The organism is Microbacterium sp. zg-Y625 (genome assembly GCF_030246925.1).
Lineage (GTDB): Bacteria > Actinomycetota > Actinomycetes > Actinomycetales > Microbacteriaceae > Microbacterium > Microbacterium jiangjiandongii.
On the sequence record NZ_CP126740.1, the window covers coordinates 540,018 to 561,089 of the forward strand.

Genomic DNA, 21,072 nt, shown 5'->3' on the forward strand with positions numbered 1-21,072 from the left:
ATGGTGGCCCCATGGCGTACAGGCGCAGGCGTAGCACGTGGGTGCTCATCGGCCTGGTTGCGTACCTGCTCGCAGTCGTCGGAATTCTGCTCGCCCCGGTGTCGTACGGCGAGATCGTCGAAGCGATAGGTGACTGGATCCGGGCCGCATTCGGTGCCGGTTGGTTCGGATACGGGTGGATCGAGTTCTTGGCGAACATCGCCCTGTTCGCGCCGCTCGGCCTGCTGCTGACGCTTTCCTTCCGCCATCCGTTGCGGGGAGCGCTGTTGGCGGCCGCCATATCCATCGCCGCCGAACTCGTGCAGCTCGCACTTCCCGCCCGCACGGCCAGCCCGCGCGACATCCTCGCCAATACGCTCGGTGCGGCGATCGGTGCCGCGCTGGCATGGCTGCTGGTCCTGCGTCGCGACCGCATCACTCCTCCCTCACCACCGACGGAGACCACGCATGCTCGATGAGCACGTACGGCTCTGTTGATCCGTCCGCTGCGAGTGCCCAGACATCGGTGTCGCCGGCAACACCTGCTCGCGGCATCCCGTAGAGCAGCACGTCGTCGTCGAGCCATTCGATCTGGTCGTCGATGCTGCGGGTCTCGGGCAGCAGGTGGATGCGCCCGGTCGCGACCTCGTAGATCGCCGGCGTCCAGTGCGCGGTCGGCCCGGAGCCGCCGGTGACCCGCTTGAACGCGATGCGGGTACCGTCCGGCGAGAGCGAGGGGCACTCCACGTTCGTGGCGAGCGTCGTGAGGGTGCGCGCGGCGATGTCCCCGCGCACCAGGTAGGTGACGCCGGCGGTGGTCAGGCCCACGGTGGCGTAGAAGGCGGTCTCGTCGATGAACGTGATGCCCCAGTAGTTGCGGTCCACGGGAGCGGCCGGCTCGCCGTCGATGAGCAGCGTCCACTCCTCGATGTTCCCGAGGTCGTCGCCGCCGGTGGTCCGCAGGGAGGTGGCGGTGGAGAACCCGACGGCCGCGTAGGAGTGGCCGGTGACGAACGAGGTCGTCGCGACCAGCGAGCCGTCGGGCGAGAGGCGCGTGCGACTGGGGATGCCGGCGAGGGGCCACTCCCGCACCGCGCCCCCCGCGTCGGCGGCGCCGCCGGCGTAGACGGTGGCGGTGTAGGTCGGCACGATGCCGCGCACCGAGCGCAGGCACGACAGGCTGTCTGGCGCCGCGTCGAGGCGGTCGCAGGCGATGTCGCTCACGGCGCGGGTGCCGCCGGGATCGGCGAGCGGCACGCTCGCGACATGCCCGTAGCCCTCGCCCGACGCGGTGTTGCGGAACACGATGCGCTCGCCGTCGGTGGACCACCGATCGGTCGTGGCGACGTCGCTGGGCGCGGCGCGTCGCGCGCCCTGGTCCGCCCACGCGACCACCCCGACCACCGTCGTGCCGCCCAGCGCCACCACCGACAGCGCCGCGATGAGCGCCCATTTCGCGCGGTCGTTCACGAGACCGCCCGACCGGTCGCGGACAGGAACGGCCGCAGCACGAGGGCGGCGACGGGAATGGCGACGGCGAGGAGCACCGCGACGGCGATCATCGCCGGCTCGCGGCCGAGCGCGTACCAGAGCACGCCGAACCCTGCGGCCGAGGCGAACCGGGTCACCGCGACGACCGTCTGTACGGCGGCGATGCCGGTGGCGCGCGTCTGCGGGCTCGTGGTCTCTGCCGCCAGTGCGGCCAGCACCCCGTCGGTGGCGGCATAGAACGCGCCGAGGAACACCAGGCACAAGACGGTGGCCACCAGGTCGTCGATGGCCAGGGCGGCCACGGCATAGGCGCCGAGCAGCGCGAAGTGACCGACCACGAACACGCGCGCGCGGCCGACCCGGTCGGCGAGCCGCCCGAGCGGGATCGCGCACGCCAGGAACACGACGTTGGTGCCGACGTACAGCAGCGGGAACCACTGCGCGGCGAAGTCGCTGCGCGCCTGCAGCACGAGGTAGACGAAGCCGTCGCCGATCGTGAGGATGCCGAGGATGCCGGCACCCGCGAGCACGCGCCGCATCCGTCCACTCCAGAGCCGGCGCCACGCGAAGCGCCGGGAGGCGGCGCGGCGCCCGCGGTCCGCCGCGCGGCGCGCGGGGCGGGTGCGCACGTTCGGCACCACGAGCCCCAGCACGAGCACGCCGATGAGCGCGAAGGCCAGGGAGGCGGTGAAGACGATGTGGAAGCCGTCGGGCACGATGAGGAGGATGACGAAGGCGATCAGCGGGCCGAGGGCGGCGCCGATGTTGTCGAGCATGCGGTGCACGCCGAACGCGCGCCCGAGGCTCTCCGGCTCGCTCGACGCGGCGATGAGGGCGTCGCGCGGCGCCGTGCGGATGCCCTTTCCGATGCGGTCGGCGGTCACAACGCCGGTGATCGCTGCGAAGCCGGAGGCGAAGAGCAGTCCGACCCGGGCGGCCGCGGCGAGTGCGTACCCGGTGAAGGCGACCCACTTCGGCTGGTCCAGGCGGTCCGACGCGTAGCCGCCGGCGATGCGGACGACGGCGCTGACCCCCTGGTAGAGCCCGTCGAGCACCCCGAAGGCGATCGTCGACAGGCCCAGCACCCCGGTGATGTACAGCGGAAGCACAGCCGCGACCGACTCCGACGAGATGTCCGTCAGCAGTGAGACGATGCCGAGCGTCACGACGGTGGACGAGACGGTGCGCGCGCCGCGGGGGCCGTCCGGGCGGGCGCGCTCGGCCGCGTCGGGCGCGTTGGTCAGCGAGATGTACATGCCGTCACCCCGTCCGCAGCACGGCGTAGACGGTGTACACGGTGCCGGTGCCCGAACCGGCGGCGAAGGCGAGCATCACCGACGAGAAGGGGTCGGCGAAGGCGTCCGCGGTGTCGGTGCCGGCAGCGGCGAGCCCGAGAGCGGTCCAGCGGGCGGCGTAGTCGGCGCGCACCTCGTCGGCCGTCGCGTCGGTGCGGGCCGTCAGCGCCGCCTGCACGACGCCGCCGTCGACGGCGAGCGAGCTGGTGACGATGTCGGCCCCCGTCAGGGGACCGGCGACCGCCGCGGGAAAGCCCTCGACCAGCGCGCCGTCGGCGGACGCTCCGGCGGGGAGGGGCGCGGCGACGAGCGGCGTCGGCGTCGGCAGCGGCGGCACACCGGCGTACGGCGCCGCAGCGGGATCGGGATCCTGCACCTCGCTGCCGGGAACGGGCGTGGCGTCGGGGAGGGGACCGGGCGTCATCGCCGGCGCGGCGGACGGCGGTGCGGTCGATGCGGGCTCATCCGCCGTCAGCATCCATCCGGCGCTCACCGACCCGCCGACGACCACGACGGCCACGGCCGCGAGGGTCCACCGCATGGGGGTCGTCAGGGCGCGGCTTCTCCGCGCCCGCGCGTCGTCCGATCCGACAGGCATCCGTCCGGCCTCCGGGCGACCGGACGGATGCTCGTCAAGTGGACGGCTCATGCCCTCTGGGGGAGGAGTGCGATCGGCGCACGGCCACATAGGCCGGTGGTCCCTGAACCAGGTACCGGCGCGCCAAGCGCCTTGGCTCGAGCATGAGCCGCCACATCCACTCCACGCCGGCCCGCGAGACCCACCGCGGAGCGCGGGAGACTCGACCGGCGAGGAAATCCACCACGGCGCCGAAAGCCAGGAGCGCCGTGGCTCCGGTCTGCGGGCCGTTCTGCGCGATCCACCGCTCCTGCCGCGGCTTGCCGAGGCACACGAGCAGGATGTCGACGCCCTGCCCGCGGATCTCGCCCGCGACCGCCGCGCACCCGGCGCGATCGGACAGCGCCTCGCGGGAGGGGGTCCAGTGCCCGCCGAATCGCGCTCCGGGCCAGCCCGCCGCGAGGGCTTCCCGCAGCGCGCGGGTGACCTCCGAGGAGCCGCCGAGCACGCCCACCGAGAGTCCGGCCGCCGCGGCGTCGGTGAGGATGCCGCCGATCAGGTCGCTGCCGGCCAGGCGCGGGTAGGCGATGCCCGTCAGGCGCTCCGCCTGCCGTGCGATGGGAGCGCCGTCGATGAGATTCAGCCAGCGCACCGGAGCGTCGGGACCGAAGTCGTCCGTCGCGCGTGCGAAGTGGTGCACGTGGTCGAGGTTGATCGAGCACACCGCCAGCGGCGGCAGGTCCGGCGCGTGCGTGGCATCCATGATCAGGCGCCGGGCCTGCCGGTCATCGACGAGGTGCACGGGGCCGCCGCCGATGGTGATGACGGGGATGTCGCTCACCCCTCCGCCCAGTGGGCGAGGGGGAGCCGGCACCGGCGACAGCCGCGGACGCAGCGCAGTCACCGGCAGCACGATCGGAGTGTGGCGCGACATGTCAGTACGCCCCCTTCGGGCGCACCATGGCGCTCGCCGTTCGCGCGATGATCCGCACGTCGGTGGCGAGGGACCAGTTCTCCACGTAGTGCAGATCCAGTCGCACGCTCTGCTCCCACGTCAGGTCGCTGCGCCCGCTCACCTGCCAGAGCCCGGTGATGCCCGGCTGCACGTACAGCCGCCGGAACACCGTGCCGGCGTAGCCGTGCACTTCGGAGGGGAGGGGAGGGCGGGGGCCGACGACGCTCATCTCGCCCTTGAGCACATTCCAGAACTGGGGCAGCTCGTCGAGGGAGAAGCGGCGCAGCACGGCGCCCACCCGCGTCACCCGTGGGTCCGACTTCAGTTTGAACAGCGGCCCCGCGCCTTCGTTGAGCGCTTCGAGCGCCGCACGGTCGGCCTCGGCGGAGGCGACCATCGTGCGGAACTTGAGGATGTCGAACTCGCGCCCGTCGCGCCCGATCCGCTGCTGACGGAAGAACACGCCCCCCGGTGTGTCCGCTTTCACCAGCAGGGCGATGATCGGTGTGATCACCGCGATCGGAACGAGCGCGATGAGCGCGACGACCACGTCGAATGCGCGCTTGGCCCGCATGGTCGAGCGGTCGAACCGGGCCAGGCTGACATGCGTGAGCGCGAGACCGTCGGTGCGCTCGAACCCGATCCGCGAACGCGCCACATCGGTCAGCCGCGTCGCGAGCACCAGATCTGTGGCCGCGCCCTCCAGGCTCCAGCTGAGCCTGCGCACGAAGTCGGGGTCGTCCGTGCCGCCCGCGACGATGACCGTGTCGACGCACAGCTCGGCCGCGATCCGCGCGGTCTCGCCCGGCGCGCCGAGCACTCGGTAGGTGCGGTCATCGACCCGGACCTCGGTGACCCCCTCGTCGCCCAGCACCGTCCCGACCACGTTGTGCCGCAGCCGGCCGTCCCGGCGGAGCGACCGGATGGTGTGCTCGATGCTCAGGGGGTCGCCCACGATGAGGGTGCGCGGCGCCATCGCCGGCCCCTGCCGCCCGTGCGAGCGCCAGACCTGCCGTCCCGCCCTGGTCGCCACGAGCACGGCCACGCCGATCGGCAGGGTGGTGACGACGTGCGGCGAGACCACCTGCCAGCCGGTCGTGCCGGCAACGAGCGCGAGCGCCGCGAGGCCGATCGCCGCCGCGTGCACGACGGGCAGCAGCTCGAGGCGCTGTCCGCTGCCGTGCCGGTACCTCGCGCGCCGCAGCACGACCAGCGCGGCGATCCAGACCGCCGCCATCACCACGCCCGCCGCGACGATCTGCGTCGAGGGCGGCGCGGCGGGGTCTCCCGCCGACGCGACCAGCTGCGCGGTGACCGTTGCGGTGGATGCCGCCGCGATCATCGCGGCATCCACGGTGCCCATCCACGCCCGTCGTCTGCGCAACCATGCCAGCCGCTGTTGCAAGAGCGGCTGAACACGAGGGGCGCGGACGCTTGCCTCGGTTTCGAGAGGCAGCGCCGCGACGCTCATCGCAGAGTTCCGACGTCGAGTCGTGCGTGATCAAAAGGCTCGAACGCGCAGCAGCGCGCGCTCGTGCAGGACCGTTTCCCCATGAACGTTTCCCCGGTGTTCCCCAAAAGGCGGGTCGAAACCCGCGTCCCCAAGCTCGGGCCGAAACCCGTACTTCCCCAAAGAGACGCCGCTTCTGTCGCAGTCCGATTCCCCATCGGACTGAAGCGGGATGCCGACCCCTCGGCAACCCGCGGCCCCTTTCGGTGGCCGGCGTCGGTTGAGTATCGCACAGGCCTGCGGGCAGGGGAACCCTCAATCGTCGGAGTCCCCCACAAACGTCCGAGTCCCCCCGCAAACACGTTGTGCCGTGCGCTTCTGCAGCGCACGGCACAACGCCCCCCACGGTGCACAGTGTCCCCAAATGCCCCCTGGATCGACAGACAGCATCGGCCCGGGACTCCCCAAATGCCTCAGGCCCCTGCCTGTCGGCGGCCATATTACACAGACCGGGCGTGTCCGCCATAGGGGGGACACGGACGGCCGTATCGCCCGGGCGATCCGGTAGCATGGGCGCGCCTGCGCGTAAATCTCAGCTGCCCCCCAAGCGGCGTTCTGGGCATGCTCCGTCCCCAACGGATCGTCCGGGAGTGCGCGGGCGAAGGGACCCTCTCGAGTAATTCAGTCCCCAAATGGCTGACTCGAGAGGGTCCCGCTTCGTATTTGTGCATTGTGTTTACCGACACGCCGCTTCTCACCCCCATAATCGTGTTATGGGGGTTACCATTCCGCGCTCGAGATCCGCCTGATGCCGCGCAGCGACACGATGCCGCACGCCGTTCCGGCCCCGGGCGCACCGCCGCCGTCGACCGCGGAGAACAGGTCTGACACGTCGCACACGGGCGCCCGCGGGGCTGCGCGCCGGCGTCTGAGCGGGTGGGCGCTGCGCGCCGGACGCTCGCGGTCGGCCCGTATCGTGGTCGCTCTGGTGGCGGCGCTGGTCTACTCCAGCTCGGGGGTGCCGCTCCCCGCGTACGCGGCCGCTCCGGTGCCGGCGGAGGTCGTCGTGGCACCCGTGGCCGCCGACAGGCTGGGCGGGTCGCTCGTGCCGCTGTCGGCGGTGGATCCCGTGAGCCGATCCGAGGCCGAGCCCGCGCAGGCCGTGCTCTTCGTGCACGGCTGGCTGAGCACGTCGCTGCCCGGTGCCGCCGACACCCAGCCGGGGATCGCCCAATCCCCCTTCGCGCGCCCCGCGGCGGCGGGGGAGGGCGCCGCCATCGACGAGATCACCCATTCGCTGCAGGAGAGCCTGGAGTCCCTCCCCGGCACCACCCTGTACGCGTTCGACTACTCGCAGACCGCTGCGGCCTGGATCGGGGGTGCAGCCGTCGTCGACGGGCTCGCCGCCTCCATCCGGCAGCTGGCGCGGGACACCAGCGCCCCCGTCGACGTGGTCGCGCACTCGATGGGGGGCCTGGCCCTGCGTCACGCCGTCACCGCGCATCCCGACCTCGTGCCCATGATCGGGCAGGTCGTCACGGTGGGGACGCCCACCCTGGGGTCGGACGCCGCCACCCTGCTGGATGTCATCTCGCTGGCCACCGGCACCGCCATCGGGGCGGGCTCCGCGGGGCGCGCCCTGATCGTTCCCGCGCTCGTGGACCTCTGCAATCGGGACCTCGAGGCGGATGCCATGAACGGCTGCGGACTTCCCACGTGGCTGCGCACCTCGATCGCCAACACCGGCGAGGCCGGCCGGGCGCTGCACACCGGCTCCCAGGAGCTGGCGGACATGCCCGACTGGCCGGCCGAGCTGGACGTGCACGCGATCGCCGGCGACGGCAGGGTGCGGGCCGGGGGCCTGGTCGTCTCGGTCGGCGACGGCCTCGTCTCGCGGGACTCGGCCGTCGCCGAGGCGGACACGAGCTTCGTGGTGCGGTGCGAGGATCGCGTCGCGCCGGGAGTGACAGGCATCGGTGAGGTGCTGAACGGGACCGCGGCGCTGTCGTTCGGCGGGGTCGGGTGCACCCATGACGAGCTGCTGCGCAACCCCGATGTCGTCGAGAACGTGCGCGCCCTCGTCGCGGGCCACACGCCGGCGCCGGCGAACCCGCGCGCGCCGTAGCCGCGCTGTAACCGCGCCGCCTGCGGCATCCACCCCGCTCGTGCCACGCACCGTCCGTCGCCCGGTGCTGCGCGGCGCGGGCTTGCAGCCGCCCCGACCTATGATGGGCGGCATGTGCGGAATCATCGGATACGTCGGCCCGCGGCCGAGCCAGGACATCCTCCTCTCGGGCCTTGCCCGCCTCGAATACCGCGGCTACGACTCCGCCGGCATCGCCGTCATCGACGAAGACGGACGCCTCGACATGCGCAAGCACGCCGGCAAGCTCAGCGTGCTGCGCGACGACGTCGCCGCACACCCCATGCCCGATGGCACGACCGGAATCGGCCACACCCGCTGGGCCACCCACGGTGGGCCGACCGACGCCAACGCGCACCCGCACCTCGCCGATGACGACAAGCTCGCCGTCATCCACAACGGCATCATCGAGAACTTCGCCGAGCTGAAGGCGGAGCTGCTGTCGGAGGGGTACGCCTTCCGCAGCGAGACCGACACCGAGGTCGCCGCGGTGCTGCTCGGCCGGGCCTACCACGAGTCGGACGGGGACCTGGTCGCCGCCTTCCGCGCCGTGGTGTCGCGCCTGGAGGGCGCCTTCACCCTGCTGGCGATGCATCAGGACAGCCCCGGCGTCGTCGTCGGCGCCCGCCGCAACTCGCCGCTGGTCATCGGCCTGGGCGAGGGCGAGAACTTCCTCGGCTCCGACGTCGCCGCCTTCGTCGAGCACACGCGCAACGCCCTGGCCATCGGCCAGGACCAGATCGTCGCGATCACCCCCGACGCCGTCACCGTGACCGACTTCGACGGCAACGACGTCGACGTCGAGCCCTTCGAAGTGGTCTGGGACGCCTCGGCGGCGGAGAAGGGCGGCTGGTCGTCGTTCATGGCCAAGGAGGTGTCCGAGGAGCCCGAGGCCGTCGCGAACACCGTCCGCGGACGCATCCACGAGGGGCTCGTGCAGATCCCCGAGCTCGATGGGCTCGATGAGCTCTTCATCGGCATCCGCCGCATCGTCGTCATCGCCTGCGGCACCGCCGCCTACGCGGCGATGACCGGCAAGTACGCGCTCGAGCAGTGGACGCGCATCCCCGTCGACGTGGAGCTCGCCCACGAGTTCCGTTACCGCGATCCGGTGATCGGTCCCGACACGCTCGTGGTGTCGATCAGCCAGTCCGGCGAGACGATGGACACCCTCATGGCCGTCAAGTACGCCTCGGCGCACGGCGCGAAGACGCTGTCGATCTGCAACACGCAGGGTGCGACGATTCCGCGCGAATCCGACGCCGTCGTGTACACGCACGCCGGTCCCGAGGTCGCCGTCGCCTCGACGAAGGCCTTCGTCGCGCAGATCACGGCCCTGTACCTGCTCGCCCTGCACATCGGACGGCTGCGCGAGACGCTCTCGGCGGTCGAGATCGGTGAGCACGCGCGCGAGCTCGAGGCCATCCCCGGCAAGATCTCGCAGATCCTCGCCGAGGAGCAGTCCCACATCGAGCAGTTCGCGCGCTGGATGGCCGACACCCGCTCGGTGCTGTTCCTCGGCCGCCACGTGGGGTACCCGATCGCGCTGGAGGGGGCCCTCAAGCTCAAGGAGATCACCTACATCCACGCCGAGGGCTTCGCCGCCGGTGAGCTCAAGCACGGCCCCATCGCGCTGATCGAGCCCGGGCAGCCGGTGTTCGTGATCGTCCCGTCGCCGCGCGAGTCCGCCGAGCTGCACAAGAAGGTCGTCTCCAACATCCAGGAGATCCGTGCCCGCGGCGCGCGCGTGATCGCGGTGGCCGAAGAGGGCGATGCCGCCGTGCTCCCGTTCGCCGACGAGGTGCTGCGCATCCCGCTGGCAGGTCCCCTCTTCGAGCCGCTCCTGGCCGTCGTGCCGCTGCACATCTTCGCGATGGGCCTGGCGACCGCCAAGGGTCTGGACGTCGACCAGCCCCGCAACCTCGCGAAGTCCGTCACCGTCGAGTGAGTATTCGCGCTCTCGAGTGAGTATTCGGGGCACCGAGTGAGTATTCGCGTTCCCGAGTGAGTATTCGGGGGGTGCGCCGCAGCGGGCCGCGGGACACCAAGCCGCCGGCCCGCGGCGTCGACGAATACTCACTCGCGTCGACGAATACTCACTCGCGAGCGCTTGACCGTATAAGTCGGAACTTATACGGTGGTCTCGTGCACCCGTTCGACGTCCTGGCCGACCCCGCTCGGCGGCGCATGCTCGAGGTGCTCGCCGAGGGCGAGCAGCCCGCCGGCGCCCTCGTCGACCTCGTGCGCGCCGAGTTCGGCATCTCGCAGCCCGCGGTATCGCAGCACCTCCGCGTGCTGCGCGAGAACGGCTTCGCGACCGTGCGCGCCGAGGGCCCGCGTCGCATCTACGCCCTCGACCCCGCAGGCCCCGCGGCGGCCGAAGCGGCACTCGCGCGCCTGCGCGCCCCCTGGACCCAGCGGCTCGACGCCCTCGGCACCGAGATCGCCCGCGGCAAGCGCACGCACGCCGCGGCGGGAACGACCACGACGCAGGCGGCACCGCCGCGGCCTGCGCGACACGACCGGAAGGATGCCTCATGACCATCGACTCCCCGCTCATCGAGCGCCACGGCGACGGCTACCGCCTCGTGTACGACGCGGTGTACCCCACCGACATCGACGACCTGTGGGAGGCCGTCACCCAGCGCGACCGCCTGGCGCGGTGGATGGGGAACTACAGCGGCGACCTGCGCCTCGGCGGCGCCTGGGAGGTCGCCGACGGCGACGGCGCAGGCGCGTGGGGGCGGGGCGAGGTCACCGCGTGCGACCCGCCGTACGGCTTCACGACCGTGTGGCACGCCGAGGGCGAGGAGCCGACCGAACTCGTGGTGCGCCTCGAGCCCGCGCCGACCGGGACCCGGCTCGTGCTCGAGCACACCGGCATCCAGTCGATGACCTACGGCGCCGGGTGGCAGACGTACCTCGAGCGGCTGGCCGCGGTGGCCGCCGACCCCGGGGCGGACCTCGGCGGCCCGGGGGCGTGGGACGCGCGGTTCGCCCAGCTCGACCCCGGCTACAGCGCACGGTTCGCCGCGGCGCGCTAGCGACCGACCCCGTCGGAACTCCTGCCCACCGCCGGATTCGGCCCGGCCCGAATCAGGCGCAACCCACAGCCGGAATCCCGACGGGCGGCCGCGAGGTATCCTGTCGGATGCCGCGCCCCGACGGGGACCGGGGTGCGAGGGAGGTGGCTGTGATCGTCGGAATCGGCGTCGACCTCGTGGACATCCCGCGGTTCGAGCGGTCGCTCGAACGCACGCCGCGGCTCGCCGAGCGGCTCTTCTCGCCCGCCGAGCGGCGCCTGCCCCCGCGGTCGCTGGCGGCCCGCTACGCCGCGAAGGAAGCCCTGATCAAGGCGCTGGGCGGCTCCGACGGCGTGCACTGGACCGAGATCGAGGTGACCCCGGAGCCCTCGGGGCGCCCGTGGTTCACCCTCACCGGATCCACTGCCGCGGTGGTCGCCGACCGCGGCATCACGACGCTGCACCTGTCGCTGTCGCACGACGCGGGACTGGCGACCGCCTACGTGGTGGCCGAGTCCGCAGACCCGGGCACAGGGGGTGCGCGATGAACGGGATGCCGGCAGGCACGCTGCGCGAGGCCGTCATCGACGTCGGCGCGATCGGCGCGAACGTCCGCCGACTCAAGCGCCTCACCGGCGTGGAGATCCTCGCCGTGGTGAAGGCCGACGGCTACGGCCACGGCGCCGTGCGCACCGCGCAGGCGGCGCTCGGCGCCGGAGCGACGCGCCTCGGCGTCGCCGACGTGAGCGAGGCGCTGGATCTGCGCCGCGCCGGTGTCCGGGCGCCGATCCTGGCCTGGCTGCACGCCCCCGGCGCCACGTTCGCCGAGCCGGCGTCGCACGGCATCGAGATCGGGGTGTCGCGGTTCGACCAGCTGCTCGCCGCAGCCGCAGCGGCGACCGCCGACAGGCCGGTCGCGGTGCACCTGAAGCTCGAGACGGGCCTCGGCCGCAACGGCCTCGCGCCCGCGGACTGGGCGACGGTCTTCGCGGAGGCGGCCCGCCTGGAGCGACTCGGCCGGGTGCGCGTGGTCGGCCTCTTCAGCCACCTCTCCAACACGTCCGCGGCCGACGACCGCGCCGCCCTCGTGCGGTTCCACGAGGGAGCGGCGCTCGCGGCCTCGGCGGGGCTCACCCCCGAGGTGCGCCACATCGCCGCGACGGACGCCGCCATCGACCTGCCCGAAGCGCGCCTGGACTGCGTGCGCATCGGCCTGGGCATGTACGGACTGTCGCCTTTCGACGACCGCACCTCGGCGGACCTGGGCCTGCGCCCCGCCATGACGCTGCGCGCGCCCGTCGTCGCGGTGCGCCGTGTGCCCGCCGGGCAGGGCGTGTCGTACGGCTACGCGCACCGCACCGCGGCCGAGACGACCCTCGCGCTCGTCCCGCTCGGCTATGCCGACGGGGTGCCGCGCGCCGCCTCGGGCCGGGGCCCGGTGACCCTCGGCGGCCGCCGGTTCACCGTCGCTGGCCGCATCGCGATGGACCAGTTCGTCGTCGACGTCGGCGACACCCCGGTGGCCGTGGGCGACGAAGTGGTGCTCTTCGGCGACCCCGCCCGCGGCGAGCCGGCCGCCGACGAGTGGGGCGCGGCATCCGGATCGATCAACTACGAGATCGTGACGCGCATCGGCCCGCGCGTATCGCGGCGCGCGGTGACGTCGTGACGGGGCTCGACACGCGCCGCGTGCACAACGTCGCCACCGCGGGCGGCGCGGGCCACCGCGGGCACGATCGCGACGCGGGCCGGCTCGGATCGCCGACGTTGTGCACGGGAGGCCGGCGATGACCGGGTTGGACGCGTTCCTCGGCGAGCGGGAGATCTCGTCTCCGGCGGAGATGGAGCAGCTCGGCCGCGACTTCGGCCGCGCGCTGCGGGCGGGGGACCTCGTCGTGCTCACCGGGGCGCTGGGGGCGGGCAAGACGACGCTGACGCGCGGCATCGCGGCGGGCCTGGGCGTGCGCGGTCCCGTGCAGAGTCCCACTTTCGTCATCGCCCGCACGCACCCGTCGCTCGTGGACGGCCCCCCGCTCGTGCACGTCGACGCCTACCGGCTGGGCTCGGCGGCGGAGCTGGACGACATCGACATCGACCTCGACGGGTCGGTGGTCATCGTCGAGTGGGGCCGGGACATGGTGCCGGGCCTGCGCGAGACCTGGTGGGAGGTCGAGCTCGACCGCGAGTGGCACGGCCGCGGCGTCGACACCGCCTGCGGCACCTTCTCGCGCGCCACCGAGGAGCTCGACGCCGACACCCCGCGACGCGTCGTCGTCTCCCGTCGCCCGTGAGGGCGGAGGCGAGGATGCCGCGCGCACGCGCGGGTAGCCTGGAACGGTGATCCTCGGCATCGACACCTCTCTCGGCACGGCTCTGGCCGTCGTCGAGCTCGACGGGGTCGTGCGCTCGGCCGCCGCCAGCGACAACCCGCTCGCGCACGCCGAGGTGATCGGCGGACTTCTCGAGCAGGTGCTCGGCGAGGCGACGCGGGGTCCGGTGGGCACGACGACCGCGGCGGAGCCCGTCACCGTGACGCACGTCGCAGCCGGAATGGGACCGGGGCCCTTCACGGGCCTGCGGGTGGGCATCGCTGCGGCGACCGCGTTCGCGCTGGCCCGTGGCGTCCCGGTGATCCCTGTCGCGAGCCACGACGCCGTCGCCCTCGAGGTGCTGCTGGCCGACGCGATCGCGGGGGAGGAGACCCCGCGGTTCGCCGTCGTCACCGACGCCCGCCGCCGCGAGTTCGCGTACTCGGTCTACGACGGTCTCGACGACGAGGGGCTGCCCGTTCGCACCGCGGGCCCCGCCCTCGTGCCGCGCGATGACCTCGACGCGCGCCTGGTCGAGCTCGGCGCACGCCGCCACGACGCCGCGGCCGTGCCCGCGCAGATGCTCGCCCTGGTCGCCGCGCGGGCGATCGCGGCGGGGCGCGAGGTCGCGGCATCCGAGCCGCTCTACCTCCGCTCGCCCGACGTGTCGGTGCCGGCGCCCCGCAAGAAGGTCGGCGCATGACCGTGCGCGCCGCCCACCTCGACGACCTCGACGCGATCATGGCGCTCGAGCGGGCCTCGTTTCCCACCGATGCCTGGAGCGAGACGCTGATGCGGGCAGAGCTCGCCTCGCCGCATGGCCGCTACTTCGCCCTCGAACAGGACGGACGCCTCGTCGGCTACGCGGGACTGCGCGCCCCCGACGGGGCGAAGGATGCCGACGTGCAGACCATCGCGATCGCCGCCGACGCCCGCGGGCGCGGGTACGGACGCGCGCTCCTGCGGGCCCTGCTGGACGAGGCGGTGACGCGCCGCGTCGCCGAGGTCTTCCTCGAGGTGCGGGCGGACAACCCCACGGCCCAGGCGCTGTACGTCTCGGAGGGCTTCAGCGAGCTCGGGAGGCGGCCCGCCTACTACCAGCCGGACGGGGTGGATGCCGTCGTGATGCGGCTCGACCTGCGGGCCTGGGCGGCCACGCGCGCGACCGCGCCCGGTACGCACGCGACCGCGCCCGGTACCGGCGCCGCCGCGCCGGCCGCCACACCCGCCGCCCCCGCCACCACCGACGCCGCGGCCGAAAGGGACCACTCGTGAACCGCCACGACCCGCTGGTGCTCGGCATCGAGACCAGCTGCGACGAGACAGGCATCGGCATCGTGCGCGGCCGGCGCCTGCTCAGCAACACCATCGCCAGCTCCATGGACGAGCACGCCCGCTACGGCGGCGTCGTGCCCGAGATCGCCGCGCGCGCCCACCTCGAGGCCCTGCAGCCCGCCATCGAGCGGGCGCTCGCCGAGGCCTCAGCCGCCGAGGGCCGCCCCGTCACGCTCGCCGACCTCGACGCGGTCGCCGTCACCAGCGGACCGGGCCTGGCCGGTGCCCTCATGGTCGGGATCGGCGCCGCCAAGGCCCTCGCCGTGGGCCTCGGCAAGCCGCTCTACGCCGTGAACCACCTCGTCGGCCACATCGCGGCAGACCTCCTCACCGGCGACGCCGTCGAGTACCCCACGGTCGCGCTGCTCGTCAGCGGCGGGCACACGTCGCTGCTACTGGTGCGCGATCTCACGACCGACGTCGAGATGCTGGGGGAGACCGTCGACGACGCCGCCGGTGAGGCGTTCGACAAGGTGGCGCGCATCCTCGGGCTCCCGTATCCCGGCGGACCCGAGATCGACCGGGCTGCGGCGACCGGCGACCCGGACGCGATCCGGTTCCCGCGGGGGATGTCCCGCGCGTCGGACATGGCGGACCACCGCTACGACTTCTCGTTCTCGGGCCTGAAGACCGCCGTCGCCCGCTGGATCGAGCAGCGCGAGGCGGCGGGGGAGCCGGTTCCCGTCGCCGACGTCGCGGCATCCTTCCGCGAAGCCGTCGTCGACGTGCTCGTCACGAAGGCGCTCGACGCCTGCGTCCGTCACGACGTGCCGCGGCTGCTGCTCGGGGGCGGAGTCATCGCCAACCGTCGGCTGCGCGAGGTGGCGCTCGCCCGCGCCGCCGAGGCCGGGGTGACGGTGCGCATTCCGCCGCTGAGCCTGTGCACCGACAACGGTGCGATGATCGCGGGGCTGGCGGCCGAGCTCATCAGCGCGGGCCGGCCGGCGTCTTCGCTGGCGTTCGGCGCGGACTCCACGCTTCCCGTCACCGAGATCCAGGTGGCCGAGGAGGTGCCGGTGTGAGCGACGAACGGCCGGATGCCGCCGCGGCCGTGCCCAGCACGCCGCCGCGGCCGATACCGCGGGTCGAGGAGCCCTCTCCCGATGTGGCGGTGGCCGACGAAGCGCCGCGCCTTCCCGGCGAGCACCGCGGCGGCTTCCATCGGCTCCCCACCGCGCCGGTCGACGTCGACGTCGCCGAGGGCCTCAACCGGGCCGAGCGCGAGGCGCTGAACGACACCGGAACGGTCTACGCCTGGATCGAGCCGCAGCGCCCCGTCGTGGGCATCGCGGCCTGGGCGCTGGGGTTCGCGATCGCCGGCCTCGTGATCTCCTGGTTCGTCGGGTGGGGGTTCCCGATCGGCGTGGGCGCCGCCGTGACGGCGGTCATCGCGCTGCGCCGCCCCCTCGAGAACCGGTCGGTCGCGGTGTGGGCGCTCGTGCTCGCGGTGCTCTCGGTGCTGTACAGCGCGGGGTGGCTCATCTGGGCCGCCGGCACCGCCAACATCTTCGCCTGACGCCGCGCTCAGCTCGCCACGCTCAGCTCACGCGCTCAGCTCACGTGCTCAGCTCACGCGGTCGGCGAGCAGCGCCAGCCTGGTGTTGCCGACACGGGTGAGCAGCAGCGTCGCCGACCCGCTCCCCGAGAGCTTGAGCTTGGTGCGCAGCACCGCGGGGTCGACGTCCACGCCGCGCTTCTTGATCTCGAGCGTCCCGATGCCGCGCTCGCGCAGCGCCTTGCTGAGACCCTTGACATCGGCGGGGAGGCGCTCGCGCACCTTGAACGTCGACACGAACGGGCTCGTGAGGGCCGCGTCGCCGGTGAGATAGGCGATGCCCGGCGCCAGCATGCCGGCCTCGAGCCGACGGGCGACGTCGCCGATGAGGCGGGCGCGGATGACGGCCCCGTCGGGCTCGTGCACGTAGGCGCCGAGGGGGCGCACGGGCTCGTCCGCGGTGTCGGCCGCCGCGGTCAGCTCGTGCGCCGCGTCCCCGCGCACCACCAGCGCCGCCCGATGCACGCCGGGGCGGGCCAGCGAGCGTGTCCAGACGACCAGTTCGATGGTCGATCCGTCGACGCTGATCCACTGCGCTTCTGCGCGCGGCGGCAGCAGGGCCCGGTCGAAGGCAGGGCCGAGCTTGATGCCGGCGGGCGTGCGCTCGGCCAAGTGGAAGACCCACTCCAGCGGCGGCGACCACTCGGCTGCACCGACGCGCGTGGTCTCGGTGTGTCCGGGCGTGCGGCGGGCGGGATCGAGCCACACGGCGTCGACGGAGGGCGAGTCGAACTGCTCGGCCCGGGCGTGGTGCACCCGCACCTGCCGGCCGAAGGGGGCGAGGTTGTAGGCCGCGATCGCCGCGGTGACCTCGTCGGCCTCGACCGCCTCGACCTCGAGCCCGAGCGCCGCCAGCCCCAGCGCATCGCCGCCGATGCCGCAGCCGAGGTCGGCGACGCGGGAGAACCCGGCGTCGCGGAAGCGGACCGCGTGCCGGGCGGCGACCGACAGCCGCGTGGCCTGCTCCAGCCCCGCGCGGGTGAACAGCATGCGCTCGGCGAACTCGCCGAACTTCGCCTCGGCCTTGACCCGCAGCCGTGCCTGCCCCACGACGGCGGCGACGAGCTCCGGGGAGTGGCCGGCGGCGCGCAGCCGAGACACGGCGGCCGCGGCTTCGTCGGTCGTGCGGATGCCGCCCGTCGCGTCCAGCAGCCGCAGGCCCTCCGGGGTCAGCAGTGCGGTCAGTTCGGCGAGCTCCATCCCTTCAGCCTACGGCGGCGGCGCGCGGCGGCCCTGCCCGTCACGCGGCGTCACGAGGGCTGGCACTCGCGTTGCGTGAGTGCCAGCGCGCCCGTACACTGGCGTTAGCACTCTCAACAGGTGGGTGCTAACGAGTCTTCAGTTCCAAGAAAGAGGTAGACCGTGTCGGTTTCCATCAAGCCGCTCGAGGACCGCATCGTCATCAAGCAGGTCGAGGCCGAGCAGACCACTGCCAGCGGGCTGGTCATTCCTGACACCGCGAAGGAGAAGCCCCAGGAGGGCGAGGTCGTCGCCGTGGGCCCCGGTCGCATCGACGACAACGGCAACCGCATTCCGCTCGACGTCGCCGTCGGCGACCGCGTGATCTACAGCAAGTACGGCGGGACCGAGGTCAAGTTCGGTGGCGACGAGCTGCTGGTGCTGTCGGCGCGCGACGTGCTGGCTGTCGTCGTCCGCTGAGACGCGATTCTCACGAAGGACCCGGATGCCTGGCATCCGGGTCCTTCGTCGTCACGGCGGCTCTAGGCTGAGCCGGTGACGACCCCCGCCCACGACCCCGCCCGCGAACGCGCGCTCGGCGGGGTCTACGCATTCTGCGCGTACTTCCTGTGGGGCTTCATGCCCCTGTACTTCCTCGTGCTCGCCCCCACCGGCCCGTGGGAGGTCGTCTCCTGGCGCGTGCTGCTGTCGCTCGTCTTCTGCCTGCTGCTGTTGACGGTGACGCGGTCGTGGCCGAAGATCATCGCCATCATCCGGCAGCCGCGACTGCTCATGTGGACCGCGGCGGCGGGCGCCCTGATCTACGTCAACTGGCAGGTCTTCCTCATCGCCACCCTCACCGGGCACGTGCTGGAGTCGAGCCTCGGCTACTTCATCAACCCCATCGTGACCGTGCTGCTGGCCGTGCTGGTGCTGCGCGAGAGGCTGCGCGTGACCCAGTGGGTGGCGCTGGGCGTGGCGGGAGCGGCGGTCCTCGTCATCGTGGTGGGGTACGGCACGTTCCCGTGGATCGCGCTGACGCTTGCGACTTCGTTCGGCGTGTACGGACTGGTGAAGAAGCAGATCGGCCCGGCCGTGGATGCCGTGAGCGGTCTGACCCTGGAGTCCTTCTGGCTGCTGCCGGTCGCGATCGTGCAGCTGGTGATCGTCGGCGCCACCACCGGCATCACGATGGGCACCGACGGCGTCGGGCACGCGGTGCTGCTGGCGCTCGCCGGCGTCATCACCGCGACACCGCTGCTGTTCTTCGCCGCCGGTGCCCGCCGTGCCTCGCTGACGGTCATGGGTCTGCTGCAGTTCGTCGCCCCCATCCTGCAGTTCGCGATCGGCGTGTGGCTGGGCGAGGACATGCCCCCCGAGCGCTGGATCGGCTTCGCCCTCGTGTGGGTGGCGCTCATCCTGCTCACGGCCGATTCGCTGCGTCACGCCCGGCGGGTGCGGGTCGACGACCTCGGCGCGGTGACCTGAGCGGATGCCGCCGGGTGCGGCATCCGACCCCCGCGTCGTGGGGGCCGGCGGCCGTTATCGATCCGAGACTGTTCTGTTTCAGACCGTTAACACATCGCAACACTGGCGACGCGGAGCCGGGTCTAGGTTGGGACCCACTGGCGCGGCACCCGACGAAGCCGCGCCGCTCACGAAACAACTAGGGAGCACTATGAGCGTCTTCACACGTTCGCGCGGCGCCAAGGTCCTCGGCGCCGTCGCCGTGGTCGGAGCCAGCGCGATGATCCTTGCCGGCTGCGCGGGTTCGAGCGAGCCCGCCGAAACGTCTGCTGCGCCCGCGGCGGAGGAGCGTGCGCCGCTGGATCTCAGCATCGGCACCGTGCTGCCGCAGACCGGGTCGCTGGCCTACCTCGGCCCGCCCGAGGAAGCGGGCGTGGGCCTGGCCGTCGCCGAGATCAACGAGGCCGACAAGGGCATCACCGTCGAGGTGGAGTACGGCGACTCGGGCGACACCGACAACAAGGCGTACGAGACCACCGTGCCGCGTCTGCTGGGCAACGGCGTGCAGGCGCTCATCGGCGCCGCCTCGTCGGGTGTGACCAAGCTCTTCCTCGACCAGGCGGTCGGCGCCGGCGTCATCACGTTCTCGCCGGCGAACACGTCGCCGGACTTCACCACCTGGGAGGATGACGACCTCTACTGGCGCACCGCCCCCAGCGACCTGCTGCAGGGCGAGGTGCTCGGCAACCTGATCGCCGAGGACGGACACTCGACGCTCGGCATCATCTACCTCAACGACGCGTACGGCACGGGGCTGGAAGCGGCCCTCACCGAGACCTTCACCGCCACCGGCGGCGAGGTCGTCGCCAGCGAGTCCTACAACGCCGGCGACACCAACTTCAGCGCTCCGGTGTCGTCGATCCTGGCCCAGAACCCCGATGCGATCGCCGTGATCGGCTTCGAGGAGACGGCCACGATCGTCCCGTCGTTCGTCAACAGCGGCTTCGACGGCGCCAACTTCTACTTCGTGGACGGCAACATCTCGCAGTGGGGCGCCGACATGCCGGTGTCGATCGAGGGATCGAAGGGCACGCAGCCGGGTCCCGTGCTCTCGGACGACTTCCAGGAGCGCCTGACGGCCCAGTGGATGGAGCAGGACGGCAGCGAGCTGGTCGACTTCAACTACGCCGCCGAGTCCTACGACGCCGTGGTGCTGCTGGCGCTGGCCGCCCTCGCAGCCAACTCCACCGACACCGCGGACATCGCGGCGGCGCTGCCTGAGGTGTCGGGCGGCACCGGTGAGGGCGAGAAGTGCGAGTCGTTCGCCGACTGCGCCGACATCATCCTCGAGGGCGGCACGGCCGACTACGACGGCTACTCCGGTGGCATTGCGTTCGACGAGGCCGGCGACCCGACCGAGGCGACGATCGGCATCTTCGAGTACGGCGCGGACAACACCCACACCCGCGTCAACGACTGACACATGAAGAAAGGCCCCGGAGCAGATGAACTGCTCCGGGGCTTTTCGCTGTCGTCAGCGGGTCACTCGTCCTCGCCGAGCGTCCCGAGATACAGGCCGATGACCTTCGGGTCGCTGAGCAGCTCCCGCCCGGTGCCCTGGTAGGCGTCGCGTCCCTGGTCCAGCACGTAGCCGCGGTCGCAGATCTGCAGGCAGCGGCGGGCGTTCTGCTCGACCATGATGATCGTGACGCCGGCTTTGTTGATGTCGGAGACACGGATGAACGCATCGTCCTGACGCACCGGCGAGAGCCCGGCGCTCGGCTCGTCCAGCAGCAGCACCGCCGGATCCATCATGAGCGCACGGCTCATCGCGACCATCTGGCGCTCGCCGCCGGAGAGCGATCCGGCCCGCTGCTTGAGGCGCTTGCCGAGCTCGGCGAAGATGCCCGTGACGAACTCCAGCCGCTCGGCGTACGCCTTGGGGCGCTGATAGAGCCCCATCTGCAGGTTCTCCTCGATCGTGAGGGAGGGGAACACGTTGTTCGTCTGCGGCACGAAGCCGACGCCGCGCTGCACGAGCTTGTCGGACTTCAGTCCCAGGATGCTCTCGCCGTTGAGCGTGATCTCGCCCCCGCGCACCTTGACCATGCCGAAGATCGCCTTCAGCAGCGTCGACTTGCCGGCGCCGTTGGGGCCGATGATGCCGATCAGCTCGCCGCGGTGGGCGACGAGGTTGCTGCCGTTGATGATGTTGATGCCGGGGAGGTAGCCCGCCGTGAGGTCCCGCACGTCGACCACGACCTCGCGGCTGGCCGTTCCCGTGCCGGCGCCGCCGGCTGTCATCGAGGGGTCG

22 protein-coding genes are annotated in these 21,072 nt (G+C 72.4%); 15 read left to right on the forward strand and 7 right to left on the reverse strand.

The window, feature by feature from the left end; genetic code table 11:
* The first annotated feature begins 11 nt into the window (after positions 1-11).
* The gene (locus tag QNO14_RS02365) at positions 12-458 is read left to right on the forward strand and encodes a VanZ family protein (RefSeq protein ID WP_257506620.1); all 447 of its coding nucleotides are present in this window, start codon (positions 12-14) and stop codon (positions 456-458) included.
* On the opposite strand, the gene QNO14_RS02370 is transcribed toward QNO14_RS02365, so the two are convergent.
* The 5 genes from QNO14_RS02370 to QNO14_RS02390 are packed head-to-tail and all read right to left on the reverse strand — an operon-like array spanning position 415 to position 5,660.
* Positions 415-1,449: a TolB-like translocation protein gene (locus tag QNO14_RS02370; protein WP_257506621.1), complete on the reverse strand. Its 1,035-nt coding sequence runs from the start codon at positions 1,447-1,449 to the stop codon at positions 415-417. The genes QNO14_RS02365 and QNO14_RS02370 overlap by 44 nt on opposite strands.
* On the reverse strand, positions 1,446-2,726 hold the full coding sequence (locus tag QNO14_RS02375) for an MFS transporter (RefSeq protein ID WP_257506622.1): 1,281 nt from the start codon (positions 2,724-2,726) through the stop codon (positions 1,446-1,448). The genes QNO14_RS02370 and QNO14_RS02375 overlap by 4 nt, the downstream gene beginning before the upstream one ends.
* A gap of 4 nt (positions 2,727-2,730) precedes the next feature.
* Positions 2,731-3,363 carry a hypothetical protein gene (locus tag QNO14_RS02380; protein ID WP_257506623.1) on the reverse strand — a complete coding sequence of 211 codons (633 nt, stop codon included), beginning with the start codon at positions 3,361-3,363 and terminating at the stop codon, positions 2,731-2,733.
* A 34-nt stretch (positions 3,364-3,397) separates the two neighbouring features.
* On the reverse strand, positions 3,398-4,276 hold the full coding sequence (locus QNO14_RS02385; RefSeq protein ID WP_257506624.1) for a WecB/TagA/CpsF family glycosyltransferase: 879 nt from the start codon (positions 4,274-4,276) through the stop codon (positions 3,398-3,400).
* Position 4,277: 1 nt separating this feature from the next.
* Positions 4,278-5,660 (reverse strand): sugar transferase, encoded by a 1,383-nt coding sequence (locus QNO14_RS02390; RefSeq protein WP_257506625.1) that lies wholly within the window; start codon positions 5,658-5,660, stop codon positions 4,278-4,280.
* Between the two features lie 1,063 nt (positions 5,661-6,723).
* Here QNO14_RS02390 and QNO14_RS02395 point away from each other — a divergent pair.
* The 11 genes from QNO14_RS02395 (at position 6,724) to QNO14_RS02445 (ending at position 16,073) form a co-directional block, all read left to right on the forward strand.
* Complete coding sequence (locus QNO14_RS02395; RefSeq protein ID WP_257506627.1) at positions 6,724-7,872, forward strand: esterase/lipase family protein; 1,149 nt, start codon at positions 6,724-6,726, stop codon at positions 7,870-7,872.
* Positions 7,873-7,984: 112 nt separating this feature from the next.
* Positions 7,985-9,838, forward strand: a complete 1,854-nt coding sequence (gene glmS / locus QNO14_RS02400) for a glutamine--fructose-6-phosphate transaminase (isomerizing) (protein ID WP_257506628.1) — start codon at positions 7,985-7,987, stop codon at positions 9,836-9,838.
* Between the two features lie 197 nt (positions 9,839-10,035).
* Positions 10,036-10,431 carry an ArsR/SmtB family transcription factor gene (locus QNO14_RS02405; RefSeq protein WP_257506629.1) on the forward strand — a complete coding sequence of 132 codons (396 nt, stop codon included), beginning with the start codon at positions 10,036-10,038 and terminating at the stop codon, positions 10,429-10,431.
* A complete protein-coding gene (locus tag QNO14_RS02410; RefSeq protein WP_257506630.1) occupies positions 10,428-10,934 on the forward strand; it encodes an SRPBCC domain-containing protein in 507 nt (168 codons plus the stop codon). The genes QNO14_RS02405 and QNO14_RS02410 overlap by 4 nt, the downstream gene beginning before the upstream one ends.
* 149 nt (positions 10,935-11,083) lie before the next feature.
* Entirely contained in the window at positions 11,084-11,461 is a 378-nt protein-coding gene (locus tag QNO14_RS02415; RefSeq protein WP_257494808.1) for a holo-ACP synthase, read from the forward strand.
* Positions 11,458-12,582, forward strand: a complete 1,125-nt coding sequence (alr, locus tag QNO14_RS02420) for an alanine racemase (RefSeq protein WP_257506631.1) — start codon at positions 11,458-11,460, stop codon at positions 12,580-12,582. Before QNO14_RS02415 ends, alr begins: the two co-directional genes overlap by 4 nt.
* 118 nt (positions 12,583-12,700) lie before the next feature.
* Positions 12,701-13,204 (forward strand): tRNA (adenosine(37)-N6)-threonylcarbamoyltransferase complex ATPase subunit type 1 TsaE, encoded by a 504-nt coding sequence (tsaE, locus tag QNO14_RS02425; protein ID WP_257506632.1) that lies wholly within the window; start codon positions 12,701-12,703, stop codon positions 13,202-13,204.
* Positions 13,205-13,250: 46 nt separating this feature from the next.
* Positions 13,251-13,925: a tRNA (adenosine(37)-N6)-threonylcarbamoyltransferase complex dimerization subunit type 1 TsaB gene (tsaB, locus tag QNO14_RS02430; protein ID WP_257506633.1), complete on the forward strand. Its 675-nt coding sequence runs from the start codon at positions 13,251-13,253 to the stop codon at positions 13,923-13,925.
* The gene (gene rimI, locus QNO14_RS02435; protein WP_257506634.1) at positions 13,922-14,497 is read left to right on the forward strand and encodes a ribosomal protein S18-alanine N-acetyltransferase; all 576 of its coding nucleotides are present in this window, start codon (positions 13,922-13,924) and stop codon (positions 14,495-14,497) included. Before tsaB ends, rimI begins: the two co-directional genes overlap by 4 nt.
* Positions 14,494-15,579 (forward strand): tRNA (adenosine(37)-N6)-threonylcarbamoyltransferase complex transferase subunit TsaD, encoded by a 1,086-nt coding sequence (gene tsaD / locus QNO14_RS02440; protein WP_257506635.1) that lies wholly within the window; start codon positions 14,494-14,496, stop codon positions 15,577-15,579. The genes rimI and tsaD overlap by 4 nt, the downstream gene beginning before the upstream one ends.
* On the forward strand, positions 15,576-16,073 hold the full coding sequence (locus tag QNO14_RS02445; RefSeq protein ID WP_257494802.1) for a hypothetical protein: 498 nt from the start codon (positions 15,576-15,578) through the stop codon (positions 16,071-16,073). Before tsaD ends, QNO14_RS02445 begins: the two co-directional genes overlap by 4 nt.
* A gap of 48 nt (positions 16,074-16,121) precedes the next feature.
* Here the strand turns inward: QNO14_RS02445 and QNO14_RS02450 are convergent, their stop codons facing one another.
* A complete protein-coding gene (locus QNO14_RS02450) occupies positions 16,122-17,312 on the reverse strand; it encodes a class I SAM-dependent methyltransferase (RefSeq protein ID WP_257494801.1) in 1,191 nt (396 codons plus the stop codon).
* Positions 17,313-17,474: 162 nt separating this feature from the next.
* Between QNO14_RS02450 and groES the strand changes: the two genes are divergently transcribed.
* The 3 genes from groES to QNO14_RS02465 all read left to right on the forward strand — a co-directional run bounded on the left by groES (position 17,475) and on the right by QNO14_RS02465 (position 20,238).
* Entirely contained in the window at positions 17,475-17,771 is a 297-nt protein-coding gene (gene groES / locus QNO14_RS02455) for a co-chaperone GroES (RefSeq protein WP_191719721.1), read from the forward strand.
* Between the two features lie 75 nt (positions 17,772-17,846).
* A complete protein-coding gene (rarD, locus tag QNO14_RS02460; RefSeq protein WP_257494800.1) occupies positions 17,847-18,779 on the forward strand; it encodes an EamA family transporter RarD in 933 nt (310 codons plus the stop codon).
* A 190-nt stretch (positions 18,780-18,969) separates the two neighbouring features.
* On the forward strand, positions 18,970-20,238 hold the full coding sequence (locus QNO14_RS02465; protein ID WP_257506636.1) for an ABC transporter substrate-binding protein: 1,269 nt from the start codon (positions 18,970-18,972) through the stop codon (positions 20,236-20,238).
* A gap of 62 nt (positions 20,239-20,300) precedes the next feature.
* On the opposite strand, the gene QNO14_RS02470 is transcribed toward QNO14_RS02465, so the two are convergent.
* The gene (locus tag QNO14_RS02470) at positions 20,301-21,062 is read right to left on the reverse strand and encodes an ABC transporter ATP-binding protein (RefSeq protein WP_257494896.1); all 762 of its coding nucleotides are present in this window, start codon (positions 21,060-21,062) and stop codon (positions 20,301-20,303) included.
* Between the last annotated feature and the right edge of the window lie 10 nt (positions 21,063-21,072).